The organism is Bacteroidales bacterium MB20-C3-3, assembly GCA_035609245.1.
In the GTDB taxonomy this organism is placed as follows: domain Bacteria; phylum Bacteroidota; class Bacteroidia; order Bacteroidales; family UBA932; genus Bact-08.
Genome location: CP141202.1, coordinates 546,336 through 560,924 on the forward strand (window position 1 = coordinate 546,336; position 14,589 = coordinate 560,924).

Genomic DNA, 14,589 nt, shown 5'->3' on the forward strand with positions numbered 1-14,589 from the left:
CCCTTTCTTTTTTATTAGATTATGATAGTTGAGTTATTTCAATCAAACTTATTCCTGGGCGGCCTAACGCAACATTGCTATAGAAAGCAACTACTACATTGTCATTTGCAGTAGTAGCAACATTCAACGAGATTTCAGCATTGAAGCCAACATTATTAACTCCCGTGAACCCTGATGGGCCGCAAACGACCGGAGTCCCTTTAACCCCCCCCACATCAACTCTATAAAACGACTCAATACGAGAAGCCTCATCGACAGAGGCAGCAACTGCAGTAGACATGATAAACTTCATGACGAAAGAGCCAGCAGGCAATGTAAGAAATAGACGAGCCTTTTTTCTCGCTGAACTTACCCAGGTAGGGATCATAACCTTTGATATGAAAAGATCTTCGTATGGTCCTGTATTCCCTGACAGGGTTGGGTTGTAAGAAGCCCCATCTGTTATCTGAGACCCAACATCTGTGAACTCATCGTCTGTTGTCATTATATCTGTGTCAAAATTGATATACCACGGAAGGGCAACGTTTGACAAAGATTTGAGCTGCTTCGGTGTATACGAGGCATTGTGTCCTTTAGCGTTACATGTGTTGATGGTCTTCCCTGTTGAAGTGTCGTATACAACATTCCCATTTGCGAAGTTGTAACTAAAGGATAGTACAGCCTTAGTTTGCTGCGCTACTTCAAGAGTAATTGAATCATTGAGTATACTTGATTCAGAAGTAGCATCTTTTACTTGAACATAAACAGTTTTAACCCCTGTAGATTCTGTTAATGTAAAGCTAATAGGTGACGACACAAAAGCAGTCCAGGCAACTCCTGATAAGTCCGCTACCTCTCCCATTCTGTAGTGCGTTGGGGCTTTACTTGTTGCTATAGCCACACTTACCGTTCTACTTGTAGTAGATGCCACACCCGCATTAATACTTACTGAATTCAACACAATTGCTGCTACTGCTTCAAGAGTTATTGAATCATATTTAGAAGCTGATTCATTAGTAGCGTCTTTTATTTTCACATAAACCGTTTTCGCTCCTAATGCTTCTGTCATCGTAAAGGATAATGACGGACTAGAGTAAGTGAGCCATGAAGCTTCGGCGAAGTCAGAACTTTCTGATATCATATAATGAGTTGGAGAGCCAGTTAGGTTTAATGCTATGCTAATATTTCTGTCTGTTGTTGTCTCATTACCAGAGTTGATAATAATCGAATTTAAAACAACCGTAGTTGGATTAATTAATGTAATAGAGCCGGTTTTTGACAGACTTTCTCCAAAGCTATTTTTGATTTTCACATAGAATGTTTTACTTACAAAGCCTTCGCTACAAGTGTAATTTACAGTATTGCTACTGTTCTCTACCCAGGCAGCTCCGGAGAAGTTGGAAGTCTCGGATACCATTACATGCGTATGTACCCCTACCTTATTGAGCTGAATAGTTACATCTCGCGAACTAGTCTCACTATCTCCATTGTTAATCACAATGGAGTTTAGAACCGGCGATGCTCCAAACACATCTAACCTTGCCTGGTATGGAGCTCTTAGGTCATTTCTTATCTGCTGAACAAAATAAGCAGCATCATCATAAGCATGCTCTTGATTAGGATTTGTTTCTAGAATTGTCAAATACCTATTAGCACGCTCGATAACTGATTGACTTAAATCAAAATTAACAAGTAGTTTATTGTCGCTTATACCAAATGAACCTCCATAGCAGTTGTCAGAAAACGCAACTGAAACTCCGGTCAAATCTGAGATCCCGGAAGCTAATACTGATGCCGATTTAAACCAAAAATTATCACTAAAAGGCAAGTAGATTCTGAATTTGATAGTTTGACCAGTTATCGATTTGTGTATTGCACCATATCTGGTCATAAACCAGTACTCAAAAAACTCATCTAGAGATGGCATCCACATTGAGTCGTCTCCGCTCACACCGTATAACTCCTCCAGGTCAACTAATAATTGCCTTGTGTTTGCGGTTGGTCTGTGGATACCATAAATGCACCATTCTTTGTCTGCATCTGCCTTTGCCTGGTTGGTTGCTATAAAGTTTTTGAACTCAGCTTCTCCTGTATTATAAAATAGTCGACGAGTAATAAACTTTTGAAGTACTTTGTCATTCAAAACAATGTCTGAATTGTATTTAAAATACCGATTGTCAAACACTGTCGCCTCTGCATCCGGGAGTATAGCTGCTGCAACTTGATATTGTATTTCAGGCAACAGCCATGAGAGCTTAACGTAATTAGGATCTCCATTCGGAGTTACAATTACCTTTGGGGCGTAATCTATCAACGACTTACTAAGTGCAGCAGTGTCTTTTACTGCCTGAGCAAAAAATTCTTGCGATACATTTGTATTCCCGTTAGCTGTTTTGTATGCTTCGACTGCCTCTAAATCATGGTACGCCATTGTAGAGCCAAAATCAAAAGCCATCCTTGCCTCTGGAGGTGTTATCCAAGGCCACGCCCATGTACCAATATAGTCTCTCGCTCCCATCTTCCAAGGCCAGTAGGCGTTTGTGAAAGCTAGTCTCTTTCTTATCCCTGCTCCATCAGTGTATTCAAGTGCCTTGGTTGGATAAGCACCCTCAGACTTGTTGTATGTTACCCCTCCTGCAGTATAGGCGAAATCTTTATGATAGAAGAAGCTTCTTTCGTCACCAGGAATAAAGAATGACAGTAATTCATTATCTACCCATCTTTTGTTTATTGGTGAGAATACATTATTCCATGTTGAATAGCAATCGTCAACGGTAAGGGATATAACCTTATTCTTGTTGTATTTTAGCTTCGGAAAGGCTAGCGAAACATCTTGTGGGTTAATTGTTTCAGGTATGGTAATACTTAACTCTAGCATATCCCCGAATCCTTTAATGTATTCGGCCTGTATATACGCTACAACATCAACAGCTACTGCCTTAATGCACTTAATTGTGACCTTTGTTTTAAGATCTTCGTCTACAAACAGCTTGCTAATCTCATACGAGCTATTAAAATACTCAGAGACTATGCTTGATTTCTGAGCTACAACCAAAGAATCTACCTTAAGATACATATTCATGCCAACCGGTATGTCAGCGATGGTTACAGTAATTTCTTCATTAAGCACTTTCGGGATACCGCTTATTTCTATCCCTATCCTAAACAAGTCATAATCACTTCCAAGGATACCTATTTGCCCCACTTTTGTTTCAACCGTCTTTACAGAGTATTTATACGCCTCAATACCTGCTGCCAGCTGATCAAGCTGCTCCTGCGTAAAATCGGAAAATGTGAATGGCTCGCCTTTTAAATCTTGAAGAGGAACTAGATCTAGCCAGTCCCCGCTCCCCTCTGCTCTCCATTGAATATGTGTTGCTGATTTTTGTAATTGAATATTTAAACCTGGCTCTCCTTTCAAGTCAGCAATACTTACTAAATTTGTCCAACTTAAGGTTCCATATACTCTCCATTGTATATAAAGGTCAGTTTTTTGCATCTCAATGCTCGGCCCAACACCACCTTCTATTTCGGCTAAAGAAATAAGCTGATTCCATGTTCCTGTTCCTACAGCTCTCCATAGAATATGCGTTTCGTCTGCGCTCAGTTCTATAGGCACAGCAGGAGGCGCCTCCCCTCCAATTCCTCCAATCTCTTGAACAATATAACTGACAAGAGAAGCAATCGGAATAATAACATTCCCGTTGCTGGTTTCTATGCCGGCAAGAGATACATTTGCTATTGTATTAAATGCATTGAATTCGCTTATTTTTTTTAGTGCCATTGTCTGATAGTTTTATTAATTATAACCTAGGGCTGAAACACCTTTCTCTGAGTAGAAGTTAACTGTAGTATACAGGAAGCCTTCCCCTATTTTTAGTATATTCATCAAGCTAGCCAAATAGCTCTTTTCTGTGGATGATAAATGACTAGTATCGCCAATATGCTCTGAGAGAACATTTCCAGTCAGGTTCCACAAGCTTTTTTCTGAGTCTGACACAAATCTTCTAGTAGAGCTCTCTTCAATCATCGAGGCCGGATGACTTGATGGATGCGAGTAAGGAGCAACCCAAGACCTTGTACCGTATAACGAAGAAGACAATAAGTACCCTTCACCAATAGGGTTGCCCATATGTGGCTCTTTTTCTCCAATTAGGCTTAGTATTGTAGTCGAAAAATTAGGGTCATTACCAAGGGCTAGGGCCAGTTCTTTAAGAGTATCTAGTGTTCCGGGAGCCGAATTGACTAATTCACTTATCTTAGTAGTAACCCACTCTTCAGTTGCATAGCCCTCTCCTGGTCCACTTCCTGCAGACTGATAAAGAGCATATGCTAGTCCCGCAGATAGAACCCACCCTGCCCTTTCAGGGTTATATTGGTCCCACGAATCAAGTCTGTCATATCCTCCGCTGCTAGAACCTGCGCTAACCCCATTCCCCAAGGCAGACACTCCGCCAAGTGAATAGAGAGAATGTTTTGCTTCAATAAGGTAGGGATCCTGCTCAGTGCCTGCTCCCTTTCTTTCAAACATACCCAATAGAATATCAAGCGCACTCATTTTACTTGCTTTAATATGTCCAAGTGTTCCTCCTATTCCGTCTTCAATCGAATAGTCAGGGTGAGTATATGGGGTAAATGAGTCAATGTCTCTTATGTGGTGCCTGTGGCTGAATGGGGCGTAGGTATCTGGCGGGATAGCATCTTGCTTCCCCTGAACAGTTGTGTACAATGAATATGCTAGTCCTGCAGACAATACCCAATTAGACCTCTCAGGCAGATAGTCTGCCCAATCATCTAGCAAATCATACACAGCCCCTCCTGAACCCGGTTCTCCGGTTAAGGAGCCTGCACCAAGCGCTGCGACTCCTTTTTCAGAGTAGAAGTCAATTATTGAATACAGGTATTTTTCGTCCGGAGACACCTTCAGATACTTCTTTAGCATCTGCACATATGCACTCTCGGTGCTCTCTCCTCCAGTCATTGAGTCCCATTTTTCAATCTGAGCAGTAGAAACAAATCTCTTTTCTATTGTTTGGTCAATGGCGTCAGCCGAATGTCTATGATTTAAGATTAAATTATTGAGCCTTGCCAACTCTTCATCTAGGCCCGGATATCCCTCTGGAATCTCTTCGTCTTCACGAAAACCCAAGGCAGACACTCCACCTACAGAATAGAAAGAATAATTGGCTCTAATCCTTTTTTTAACAGGGTCAAATGTAAACATATGAGAGAGAGATACGGCTTCATCCCCTTTGTTAAGTATATCGTCAAACAAGCATATCACATTGTGCTTGTATGCCTCTGTAGGAGAAACAGAAGTCCACGTACTTCCTGTAAGAAGAGTTATTTCAGGAACAATGTTTTCATGCAGTGGATTGGTTGACGAGAATCGTACATCAATTTGCCACGAATCTCTATCTTCCTGAACCCGTAATTCAATGTAAAACTCAGGTGCTACATCCTGGCTTATCAACACGATGCTTGCTCCTGAATAGTCCACCAAGACATTAAATAAAGCGGTAGAGGTGTCAAATACAAAATTAATATCCCCCTGAGCGGGAATATTAACTGCCTGAGCAACCTTATACCACTTGTCTCTTATCATGGTTACATCATTAAACTGATTGCGTTTTTCTCTGCCATTTCTACTTTGCTTGTTTCGCCAATCGCAGCACAAACCCTGGAAGCACATATCCAACACAAAGCATCCTGTAATTGAACAGGAATATTTTCAGCCACATCTTCCTTGATATAAAGAAATCTACTTATAGAATGAGAATTATTAACAGAATAATATTCAATTACTTTCTTCCCCTCTCTGTGCGACAGGACTGCGACAGGCTTTGAGAGCCCTCCCCTGAGATATTTATTGGATTGTATTTTTGCTGTATAGCTACCTTGCAGATTCAGCTCTGTTACGGGTCGCTGCCATTCGAGCATCTTCAATTCAACAAGGCGCAAGAAGTCAGCGGGGAGATCTATTGTCCCTGTCTTTGGGTCTGTGCTTGAGGCTACCGCTTGCGTTGCACTAGAAGCAGGAGACAGTTTATATACAGGAGCCTTTAATAGTATCTCTCTAGCGCTCTCATCAAGTAGAGAAGTAATAATTGTATCAATAGGGTTGTTGTCGTCAACCCCTACATCTATAATTACAGAATCAGGTGCCGATATCTCGTCAATGATTGACTTTACTTTGTTTATAAGAGCTTGCCTGTTCATAGCTTAGCGTTCAAATTTTACAGATATATTCAGAGTCTCGGCAAGAGAGATTATACTAGCAGATGAACGCAATTTATACTTAGGGATATTGTAAGGCTCTTTCCCAAAATAATCCTGCGCCTCGGTTAGGTTTCTAAATACTATCCCCTCTTGCTCAGAAGTGCTTTCTATCACTACTTCCTTTGCTTGAGTCTCGGTAACGGTTGCCTCGGGATTGGGTGTTAGATTCGCTGGATCTTCTGATACTACCGGAGCATGTGGGCGAGGGCTATTTTGGCCTGACATTAAGTTATTATCCTTATAATCTTGGCCAAGGATAGTCCCTTCAATAGCTATCCCCGGGCCAACAAGTGGCGACTTCTGCTTAGGCATTAATATAGTCTTAAGTTTGTACAGCCTATTATACATGTCGCTTGATTCAAGCATGTGCTGTATTTTTGGATCATCTGTATGATAAACACCATTGTTGTTGGCGTCAGCTCCCGTAAATCCTATTCTATACTCTATATCACCCACATATAAGGAAATATATAGGTTTTTATCATATAGAGCTTGATACATCTTCATCATAATAAATTGATTTATTAATTATTAAAAAAAGGGGAACGAGCAGAAATACCACTCATCCCCCTGCTCTTTTATAGCGATTGAATATTATTTATTGAGGCTTAATTCTACGGTGAACATCAAGATTCTCTACAAACAGAGCATAGTTCTCAAGCAAACGCTGGGCCTTAACCCTCTTTTGTCCGGTATCGTCAAGAAGGAGGTCTTTAGTTTGTAGTGGCTCAAATATATATTTCACTATATATGACATATCAAGCACCATCCCGCACTCTGAGAAAGGTCCCACAAACAGACCGCTCATTGACTTAACCAAGAGCTCTCCAAAGTTGGTTATGATTCTATTGAAGCGTACACCATGCACTATTTCAACGGATGTGGCCTCAACTTGCTTACTGTAGGCATCAACCTGAGATAGCCATTTGATATAATCAGGCCCAGCAAGGAGCACTCTTCTTTCAGAGCCATTGTTGCCATCAAATATCTCCTTGGTAAGCTGTACAAATTCCTTATTTGTCGGAGTTTTCGATTTATCATAAGTAGATGTACCTGTAAGTTGATTCCATACACCATCAGAAGTATATATCCTCTCACCTGTAACAGGGTCAACAAATGTTGATTTTACTCCAAATAAGTTAGTGTACTCCATTGATCTCTTCATGTCCCAAATGGCGAGTTCCTTATGTGTAGAGAAGTCAAGGTTGACTTGTTTTTTAGCAAGCTCGGCAATAACACTCTGTTCAATTTGAGTCATATGTATTTGAGTGTAATTCTTCCTAGTGATAGGCAGAGCAGCAAAAGCATCTGTTTGAGCAGCAGTTTCACTCATGGCCTTACCAAGTCTCATAAGAGGAGCATTTTGGGCTATCACCGGAATCTTATCATTTACAGGATTAACAGCAACAACTTGCAAAGTCCCGGCAGCACTATCTTTTCCGGCTATATAAAGCATTAGAGGCTTACCGTCTCCGCCAAGTACAGTAGGCACAGAGATAGTGTCTTTGATTTGCCACATGCCTTTTTTACCTACAGCAATATTCGCAACATCAGAAAGTCCGTCAGTAGCAACAAGAACAGCGTCAAGTACATCTCGCGTACCTACTTCATAGCCACCGCACTCATTACTCTTTACTTCTCTCACATTGTTCAACTCTCTTGTTAGAGTATCCAGAGGAGTATCTGAAGGTCTTACTTTGACAATGAGTTTATTCAGATCATCATCCAGGATCTCGCCTGCTTCTTTGAGTGTTTCAAATGTTACAGCTCCCTCAGCAGCTGTCCCTGGTCCCACTATAGCCCCTGCCATAGCAAAGACTGTTGATCCTCCAATTAGGAAGTCGGCCATATTTTCAAGACCACCTCCAATCCCAACAGCCATAAGCAATACGGCCGTGATCATTAAAAATAATTTGATTTTTGTTTTCATTTTAAAAATGGTTTTTAATGTTATATTTTTGGTCTATTGCCGATTCCTTCAAAGAATTGATTAGTGCGCTTCGCAACTACATCCTTGGATTTTACACCAGCCGGAACAGGTACGCCATCTCCTTCCTTTTTGTCTTTATCGGTCTTTTTCTTCAAGTCGATTGACTCATTTCTCCCTTCAATTTTGCCTGCCTCTTCAGCTGCAAGTACCTCTTGATCGAAATTCATCATCTTGTGGAATGACAGTAGTAGCTCAGGAGATATCTCCTTCATTATTAACTTGTCAAATGTGTCGTTGATAAGAGAAATGAGAGCTCCTTTTTGATCTTCTGAATAGCCGTTTTCTTGAGCGAATGCGTCAATAGTCTCTAGTGTCTTTGCCTCATTAGCCTCGATTTGCTTATTACGCTCTTCCATTGCCTTGCTTTGAGACAGCCTTTCTGAGCGAACTTTCTGAAACTCTTCGTAATCAGGGTCTCCTTCGCCTGGGATAAGATCTTCTTGTGACAGGTGCTTTACAATTGCAATCCTAAAAGGCACCTTGTTTACGGCTATATCGTACGCAATTTCAGCGAATTCCGGCTCTGCCTTCATTGCCTCTGTCAAAGCTTCGTCAACTGATTTATATTTTCCGAGGTCGGCCTCTACCTCCTCGGCATATCGATCTTCCAAGTCATACCAATCCTCCTCTTTTTCAGGATTGACATCAGGATATCTAGCCTTTATCCTCTCCCTGTATTTTCTCAGAGATGGAGCTGGCGCTTGCTCAGCAATGCCTTCCCCTGTTTCTTTATCAATATTGTCCTTTTTCATTTGTCATAAATTTTACTTCCGTAAACTTTTTGTTTGTGACAAATGTGTTTATTTAAACATCAATAAATTGGTCATATTGCTCATATTTTAGGATTTTTAGAGTATATTTGCAATGAGCGAAGGATTGACTGTTGTAAATCGGGATTGTGGATGAGAGATAGCGACATCATAGAGGTGAGGAATTATGAAATCCGCGAGATGTACTTCATTGTTTACAAAAAAGCAATGAGCCTAGGGAAGAAATCCAAAGACGCAAAAATTGATGCCTACACAGCAATAGAACTTAGGTATTGCATATCTAGTGAGAGAGCAAGAAGAATTGTTAATGCGAGAATAAAATACAACACAACCAGACTCAACATTTTATTCAAAGAGAGGACAGAGCAGTTAATAGATCTGTTGAAGGAGGTGAGTGATGAGATCTGCAGAAAGCCTAGTTAAAGAAAATGCTCGAAGAAAAAAGCTCTACTTCCGCGATTACTCAAGATTAATTGGAGACAAAGAGTTTGAGGTCATTCCAAGAAGACAAATACTCATCAACAGAACAAAGTTTTATTTTCCGGAAGAGATGTTTTCTGTACCAGTTATCCCCAAGCTGGCTCAATACAAAGGGTCTATTAGTTCATTTTTAAAATCTTATAAGTATTCAGGTGATAAAGCAGAATGTATTTCCTTCCTAAATTCATTACACAAGGAGAGATTTAGGTACGACTTTGAATTTTGGTGCCTGCTATGTGTCAAGATACAGGACAAACAGACAAAAAAAAGAATCTCTTTTCGACTAAACAGAGGGCAGCGAAGATTAGTCTCTAAATATGAAAAAGCAAGACTTGCCGGAGAGCCAATAAGAACAATTCTTGTTAAAGCAAGGCAGTGGGGAGGCTCAACTGTAACTCAGGTATATATGTTATGGCTACAGTTATTTCATTACGAGAACTGGCATAGTGTAATTATATCCCAACTGAAAACTCAGTCTGTCAACATCCGGAACATGCTCAGCAAAACGATAAGTTATTATCCAAAAGAGGCGGGCGAATTTTCTTTTACCGCTGTTAGTGGAACACAGTCAATAAGACAGATACCACAGAGAGGGTGCGAGGTTCAGATTGGATCTGCTGAGATGCCAGACGCAATTCGTTCATTTGATATCTCAATGGCTCATTTATCTGAGATAGCACTCTGGCCGGAGACTCAATCGAAATCAGGTGACGATTTGGCGCAAGCATTATACGCAGCGATACCCAGCCATCAGCCAGGCACATTTATATGCCTTGAATCTACAGCAAAAGGGATAGGAAATTATTTTCACGAAAGCTGGTTAGCTGCTGAATCTGGAGAATCTGAACTCAAACCGGTATTTGTGTCTTGGTTCGAGATAGAGTTATATGTTAAGCCCATAAACAATCTTCAAAAGTTCGTTGATAGTATGACTCCTTATAACTGGTGGCAATGGGAACAGGGCGCAACATTCGAAGGGATAAACTGGTATAATTGGTATAAAAAAAGTAGAAGATATTCAGATTTTCAGATGAAATCTGAGTACCCAACTACTTCAGAGGAAGCCTTTCAAACCAAATCAGGGAGGTATTTCTCTCAGGAATACACCTCTCTTGCGCGCAAATCATGCAAGCAGCCAATATTCGTAGGAACTATCAAGGGTGATTCACACACAGGCCCGTCATCCCTTAAGAATATTAGACTGGTCGCGGGAGATACCGGTGCCTCAGAGTTGCTGAAAATATGGCAATACCCAGAAATCTACAGCGAAGAAAGAGTTTTGTATAGATACCTTGTTATTATTGATATTGGAGGGAAATCGTATACCTCTGACAACTCAGTAATATCTGTTTTTGACAGGATCGGTTTAATGGACCCTTTTGGGGCCTTAGAAAGGGTGGCTTTATGGGTTGGGCATGTTGATCATGATGTACTGGCTTGGCTTGGTGCGCAAATAGCCACTCTTTACGACAACGCTCTACTGGTTATTGAGAGCAATACAATAGACTCAAGAGATAAAAAAAAGAAAGACAGCATTACATTCGAAGGAGACCACTTTTATACTGTCATTGACGAGCTAGCAGAAGAGTACGACAATCTATACGCAAGAGGAGCTACCCCTGATAAGGTAATAGATAAAGGCGCAGAGGTTAAGTATGGATGGCACATGAATAAAAAGACGAAGTATCAGGCGTATGACAGATATTCTAATGCAATTAGAGACGGTGAATTTGTTGAAAGGGCACATGATGCTGTAAACGAGATGGAGTGGCTAGAAATTGATAAGTCAGGACTAATTAATGCAATTACCGGCAAGCGAGACGACATCCAGGATACAAATGCGATTGGTACTTACATTGCTTTTGAAGAGATGCCTCTGCCTCAGATTATCAATATCAATAAGCCTCGGAAATCAAAAGGCAGAGTCAGTTATGGTACAGCTACAATATAAAAGCTCGGCCTTTTTCAAAGCCGAACTCATATTTTATCAAGCTATTTTATGCATTATTAAGAGTGGCGACAAATGTTCTACGCATCTTTAGGGTAAACATTCTGGCTTTAAGTAACTCTTTTTTATCCTTAAATTTTGTTGTAACAAATGCTGTTAACTCACCTTGTGCGCGCAATCCAAACCACCCCTGAAGACAGCCATCAATAATGCAATCTTTAATTGCCATATCAATAAGGTCTAGGTCATTATCATTATATGCCGCATGGTCATTAATAGACATTGATATTTCACTCTCTGTTATCTTATAAGAGTCAGATATTCCATTTGTATGCTTTTTAAACACCTCGAATACTTCGCTTAATACCATCTCTAAGATGACTTCAAACGCGCTTTTTTCATCTGCAGAAAGAGCATATTCCTCTCCAATAACCTCCCCTTTCTCATTCTTCATGGACTTTGTCATAAAGCTTGAGTGCAGGGATACTGTGTCAAATAACTTATCTTTGGACTGTGTGAAAATAATCATCGCAGGAGACTCCGATCCCGGAGTAGTCACTGCATTTTGTTTTGTGTACGCCATTTTTTTTATTTTGTTTTTGTTAAAAATATAGTCTTGATTATCTTTTGCATGGTTATGTTAGCCATATCTACAAAAGCGGGTCGATCGGTAGTCTTACGCTTTTCTTTCTGTAATGGATGGAGGAGTTAAGCTTGTCAACAGCAGCCTCATATTCTAATCGCACTCCAATTAAATCAGCATCCCTCCCGAACCATTTGACGAGACAATTTTTCTCAATGACTTCCATTATATACCCAGCCATGGCGTACGAAACGGAATCCTTCATTTGCGGGGTTGGATGAATAACTATACTAAAGTCGCCGTCATCATTCATGCTTGAGGGAGTAATCTCATCTTGAAAATATCTTGCAAGAAGAATAATCAAGTCAGATATTGACTCCCTGTAATACTTGTTGAACATAGCCCTGTCCGGCTCTAATAGTTCTCTCCTTTCTCCTCTCTGTTCCTCGGGGAGACTATTGTTAATATACACAGTAGAAACGCTTACTCTTGCAAATACCTCTTCTTTTGGTATTGTAACTTTCCATGTCTTGATCTGAGCAGTTTCATCAATCTTAATCTCGATCATGTTATAATTGATTTATTGGTTGTTTTTGTGATCCTGTATAAAGCCTCTCCATGAGAGCTAGGTTTTGAGGAGAGGATTGAGGGATTTGCCCCTGTAGTTCTTGTATCATGTCAGGAGACATTCCTTCAGGCATTTGTCCCTGTTCAAGCTGCTCTTTCTGCGTTTTTATTGACGCAAGAAGCTTGTCAGAGAATGGGAAAGAGGAGTGTTCTAAGAACATCTCTATTGTTATAAATCTTCCATTAAGCATCTGCCAAAGCATATCATCTACAATCATTCGATATGTAGGGGTATCTGTACCCTTTGATATCTCATTATCAAACTCAATATTTCTAATCTTATCCGGATCATACCATTTAGCATCCTCAGAAACATTCTTATTGCCTGCAACTTGGTAATGCCTATCCTTATAGAACTGCTTAATTATTTGTATAATTTTATAATCTCTTCTTTTACAGAATGACGCAAATGTTTCTAAGTAGTCAAGGATATTGAGAGAAGCATTAGCTGTTTCTTGCGCATATAGCGCTGCAGGAGTACCGGCGGATGCTTGCTTACCTTGTATAGCAGAATGAACACCTGTGATATCCTGCATGAATTTTATCTGCAGGTTGATCATATCGTGTATACCAAGATTAGTCGCATTGGCAACAATTTGCTTAGGCAGCTGAATTCCCTTTTTTGTTTTGACTTTTATAACACCGTTATACTTAACCCATTCTTCAGCAAAATCTTCAATTGTCATATCATCAGGTATAGCTTCCTCAGGAACCAAGAGAACACCTTTTGCTGATGCCGATATGATGAAGTCCTGCAGAATAACCATTCTATTAACCATTTTTTGCTGGTCAATCATGTCTTCTACCATGCTCCATACAGCACCATCAAGCATAGGATAGAATTCAAATACATATGGATGGGAGTTATGATAATATGGATTTTCTGACTCCCATAGACAATGGCCAAATGGGGATAAATGATAATATTTCCATTCTTCTGAAAATACCTCTTCGTATTCAATAGGAGGAATTTCGACTCCACTTTCATCAGACAGCGCTTTTCTGGATATTGCCTCAGCATTAAGCAGTTCTTTCTCCTCTAATGGATAGAGTTCATATGTACCATCTGCATAGTCATGTACGCGAAGTTTCCATGAACCCTCTTTTACGCATACCTTTATTACCCGGCAAAGGCTAGACGACTGGGGGATTAATAAGGATATCGTTTCAAGTTTACTCTCGTCAAATGTTTGACCGTTGACAAAGTCTCTTACACTAGCATATATGTTTCGCAGTTCCTCTTCGTCTTTTTTAGTTTTTGCATATGTAGATATCAGTTCAAGCAGAGACATATCAACAGCCTCGCCAATTATCTTTATATCCTCTCCATTCACATCCTCCATGTTTGCATCACAGAAGAATCTATTAAGCGGAACAGATCTAAACTTAGGAATCGGCCTCATTCTTTCGTGGTCAAAAGAGTAGGAAGTATTGTATATTGCTGCTGACTTAATCAAAAAAGACTCAAGCATTCTTGCATCCCTTTTTTTCCCGTCATTCATTGAATATACCCCCTCAAGAGCAACCGTCATCATTTCAGAGGCAGCCTGATCCTCCTTATTTCTTGCATAAACAACAGATTTGAAAGGGGAGCTCCTGTATTGGCCGATTATATTACGAACTGGAGGACGGATTAGATTCTGTTTAAGAGGAGCCCTCCCCTGTAGTCGCAGGTACTGCTCCTCTGTCATCTTTGTTCCATTAACCTCAACTATATCTGACCACTGGTCTCCTCGGTAATATCTTTTATTCCTAGCAGAGCGCAACCTAAGATCTAACAGAGCATCATAATTAGCCTGTGACTGCTCAAGTATATTCAGGTATTTCTTACTGCTTTTAAAGGAGCCGTCATAAAGCGACGAGCTTCCGGTGCTAACCTTCGTTCTTACTTTGCTGACAAATTTGATGTCTGCTTTGCTTATTCTCTTCATGC

At 40.3% G+C, this 14,589-nt stretch carries 11 protein-coding genes; 2 read left to right on the forward strand and 9 right to left on the reverse strand.

The features are described 5' to 3' along the window. Positions 1-19: 19 nt before the first annotated feature. The 6 genes from U5907_02475 to U5907_02500 form a co-directional block, all read right to left on the reverse strand. Entirely contained in the window at positions 20-3,763 is a 3,744-nt protein-coding gene (locus tag U5907_02475) for a hypothetical protein (protein WRQ33522.1), read from the reverse strand. Between the two features lie 15 nt (positions 3,764-3,778). Further along, complete coding sequence (locus U5907_02480) at positions 3,779-5,584, reverse strand: hypothetical protein (protein WRQ33523.1); 1,806 nt, start codon at positions 5,582-5,584, stop codon at positions 3,779-3,781. A gap of 2 nt (positions 5,585-5,586) precedes the next feature. Beyond that, the gene (locus U5907_02485; GenBank protein WRQ33524.1) at positions 5,587-6,198 is read right to left on the reverse strand and encodes a hypothetical protein; all 612 of its coding nucleotides are present in this window, start codon (positions 6,196-6,198) and stop codon (positions 5,587-5,589) included. Positions 6,199-6,201: 3 nt separating this feature from the next. Beyond that, positions 6,202-6,759, reverse strand: a complete 558-nt coding sequence (locus U5907_02490) for a hypothetical protein (GenBank protein ID WRQ33525.1) — start codon at positions 6,757-6,759, stop codon at positions 6,202-6,204. 97 nt (positions 6,760-6,856) lie between these two features. Then, on the reverse strand, positions 6,857-8,188 hold the full coding sequence (locus tag U5907_02495; GenBank protein ID WRQ33526.1) for a hypothetical protein: 1,332 nt from the start codon (positions 8,186-8,188) through the stop codon (positions 6,857-6,859). Positions 8,189-8,208: 20 nt separating this feature from the next. Then, complete coding sequence (locus U5907_02500; GenBank protein WRQ33527.1) at positions 8,209-9,000, reverse strand: hypothetical protein; 792 nt, start codon at positions 8,998-9,000, stop codon at positions 8,209-8,211. A 150-nt stretch (positions 9,001-9,150) separates the two neighbouring features. On the opposite strand from U5907_02500, the gene U5907_02505 reads away from it, so the two are divergent. Together U5907_02505 and U5907_02510 are read left to right on the forward strand one after the other, a co-directional pair. Continuing rightward, positions 9,151-9,441 carry a hypothetical protein gene (locus tag U5907_02505; protein ID WRQ33528.1) on the forward strand — a complete coding sequence of 97 codons (291 nt, stop codon included), beginning with the start codon at positions 9,151-9,153 and terminating at the stop codon, positions 9,439-9,441. Then, a complete protein-coding gene (locus tag U5907_02510) occupies positions 9,416-11,449 on the forward strand; it encodes a hypothetical protein (protein WRQ33529.1) in 2,034 nt (677 codons plus the stop codon). Before U5907_02505 ends, U5907_02510 begins: the two co-directional genes overlap by 26 nt. Before the next feature lie 46 nt (positions 11,450-11,495). On the opposite strand, the gene U5907_02515 is transcribed toward U5907_02510, so the two are convergent. The 3 genes from U5907_02515 to U5907_02525 all read right to left on the reverse strand — a co-directional run bounded on the left by U5907_02515 (position 11,496) and on the right by U5907_02525 (position 14,587). Beyond that, positions 11,496-12,029: a hypothetical protein gene (locus U5907_02515; protein ID WRQ33530.1), complete on the reverse strand. Its 534-nt coding sequence runs from the start codon at positions 12,027-12,029 to the stop codon at positions 11,496-11,498. Positions 12,030-12,096: 67 nt separating this feature from the next. Then, positions 12,097-12,597, reverse strand: coding sequence for a hypothetical protein (locus tag U5907_02520; protein ID WRQ33531.1), 501 nt, complete (start codon positions 12,595-12,597; stop codon positions 12,097-12,099). 1 nt (position 12,598) lies between these two features. Continuing rightward, positions 12,599-14,587, reverse strand: a complete 1,989-nt coding sequence (locus U5907_02525) for a hypothetical protein (GenBank protein ID WRQ33532.1) — start codon at positions 14,585-14,587, stop codon at positions 12,599-12,601. Positions 14,588-14,589: the final 2 nt, after the last annotated feature.

Bases quoted from the DNA above. Each gene is read 5' to 3' on its own strand.
- U5907_02490 (WRQ33525.1), bottom strand. From the start codon at position 6,759: ATGTATCAAGCTCTATATGATAAAAACCTATATATTTCCTTATATGTG.
- U5907_02525 (WRQ33532.1), bottom strand. From the start codon at position 14,587: ATGAAGAGAATAAGCAAAGCAGACATCAAATTTGTCAGCAAAGTAAGA.
- U5907_02515 (WRQ33530.1), bottom strand. From the start codon at position 12,029: ATGGCGTACACAAAACAAAATGCAGTGACTACTCCGGGATCGGAGTCT.
- U5907_02520 (WRQ33531.1), bottom strand. From the start codon at position 12,597: ATGATCGAGATTAAGATTGATGAAACTGCTCAGATCAAGACATGGAAA.
- U5907_02475 (WRQ33522.1), bottom strand. From the start codon at position 3,763: ATGGCACTAAAAAAAATAAGCGAATTCAATGCATTTAATACAATAGCA.
- U5907_02505 (WRQ33528.1), top strand. From the start codon at position 9,151: ATGAGAGATAGCGACATCATAGAGGTGAGGAATTATGAAATCCGCGAG.
- U5907_02495 (WRQ33526.1), bottom strand. From the start codon at position 8,188: ATGAAAACAAAAATCAAATTATTTTTAATGATCACGGCCGTATTGCTT.
- U5907_02500 (WRQ33527.1), bottom strand. From the start codon at position 9,000: ATGAAAAAGGACAATATTGATAAAGAAACAGGGGAAGGCATTGCTGAG.
- U5907_02485 (WRQ33524.1), bottom strand. From the start codon at position 6,198: ATGAACAGGCAAGCTCTTATAAACAAAGTAAAGTCAATCATTGACGAG.
- U5907_02510 (WRQ33529.1), top strand. From the start codon at position 9,416: ATGAGATCTGCAGAAAGCCTAGTTAAAGAAAATGCTCGAAGAAAAAAG.
- U5907_02480 (WRQ33523.1), bottom strand. From the start codon at position 5,584: ATGATAAGAGACAAGTGGTATAAGGTTGCTCAGGCAGTTAATATTCCC.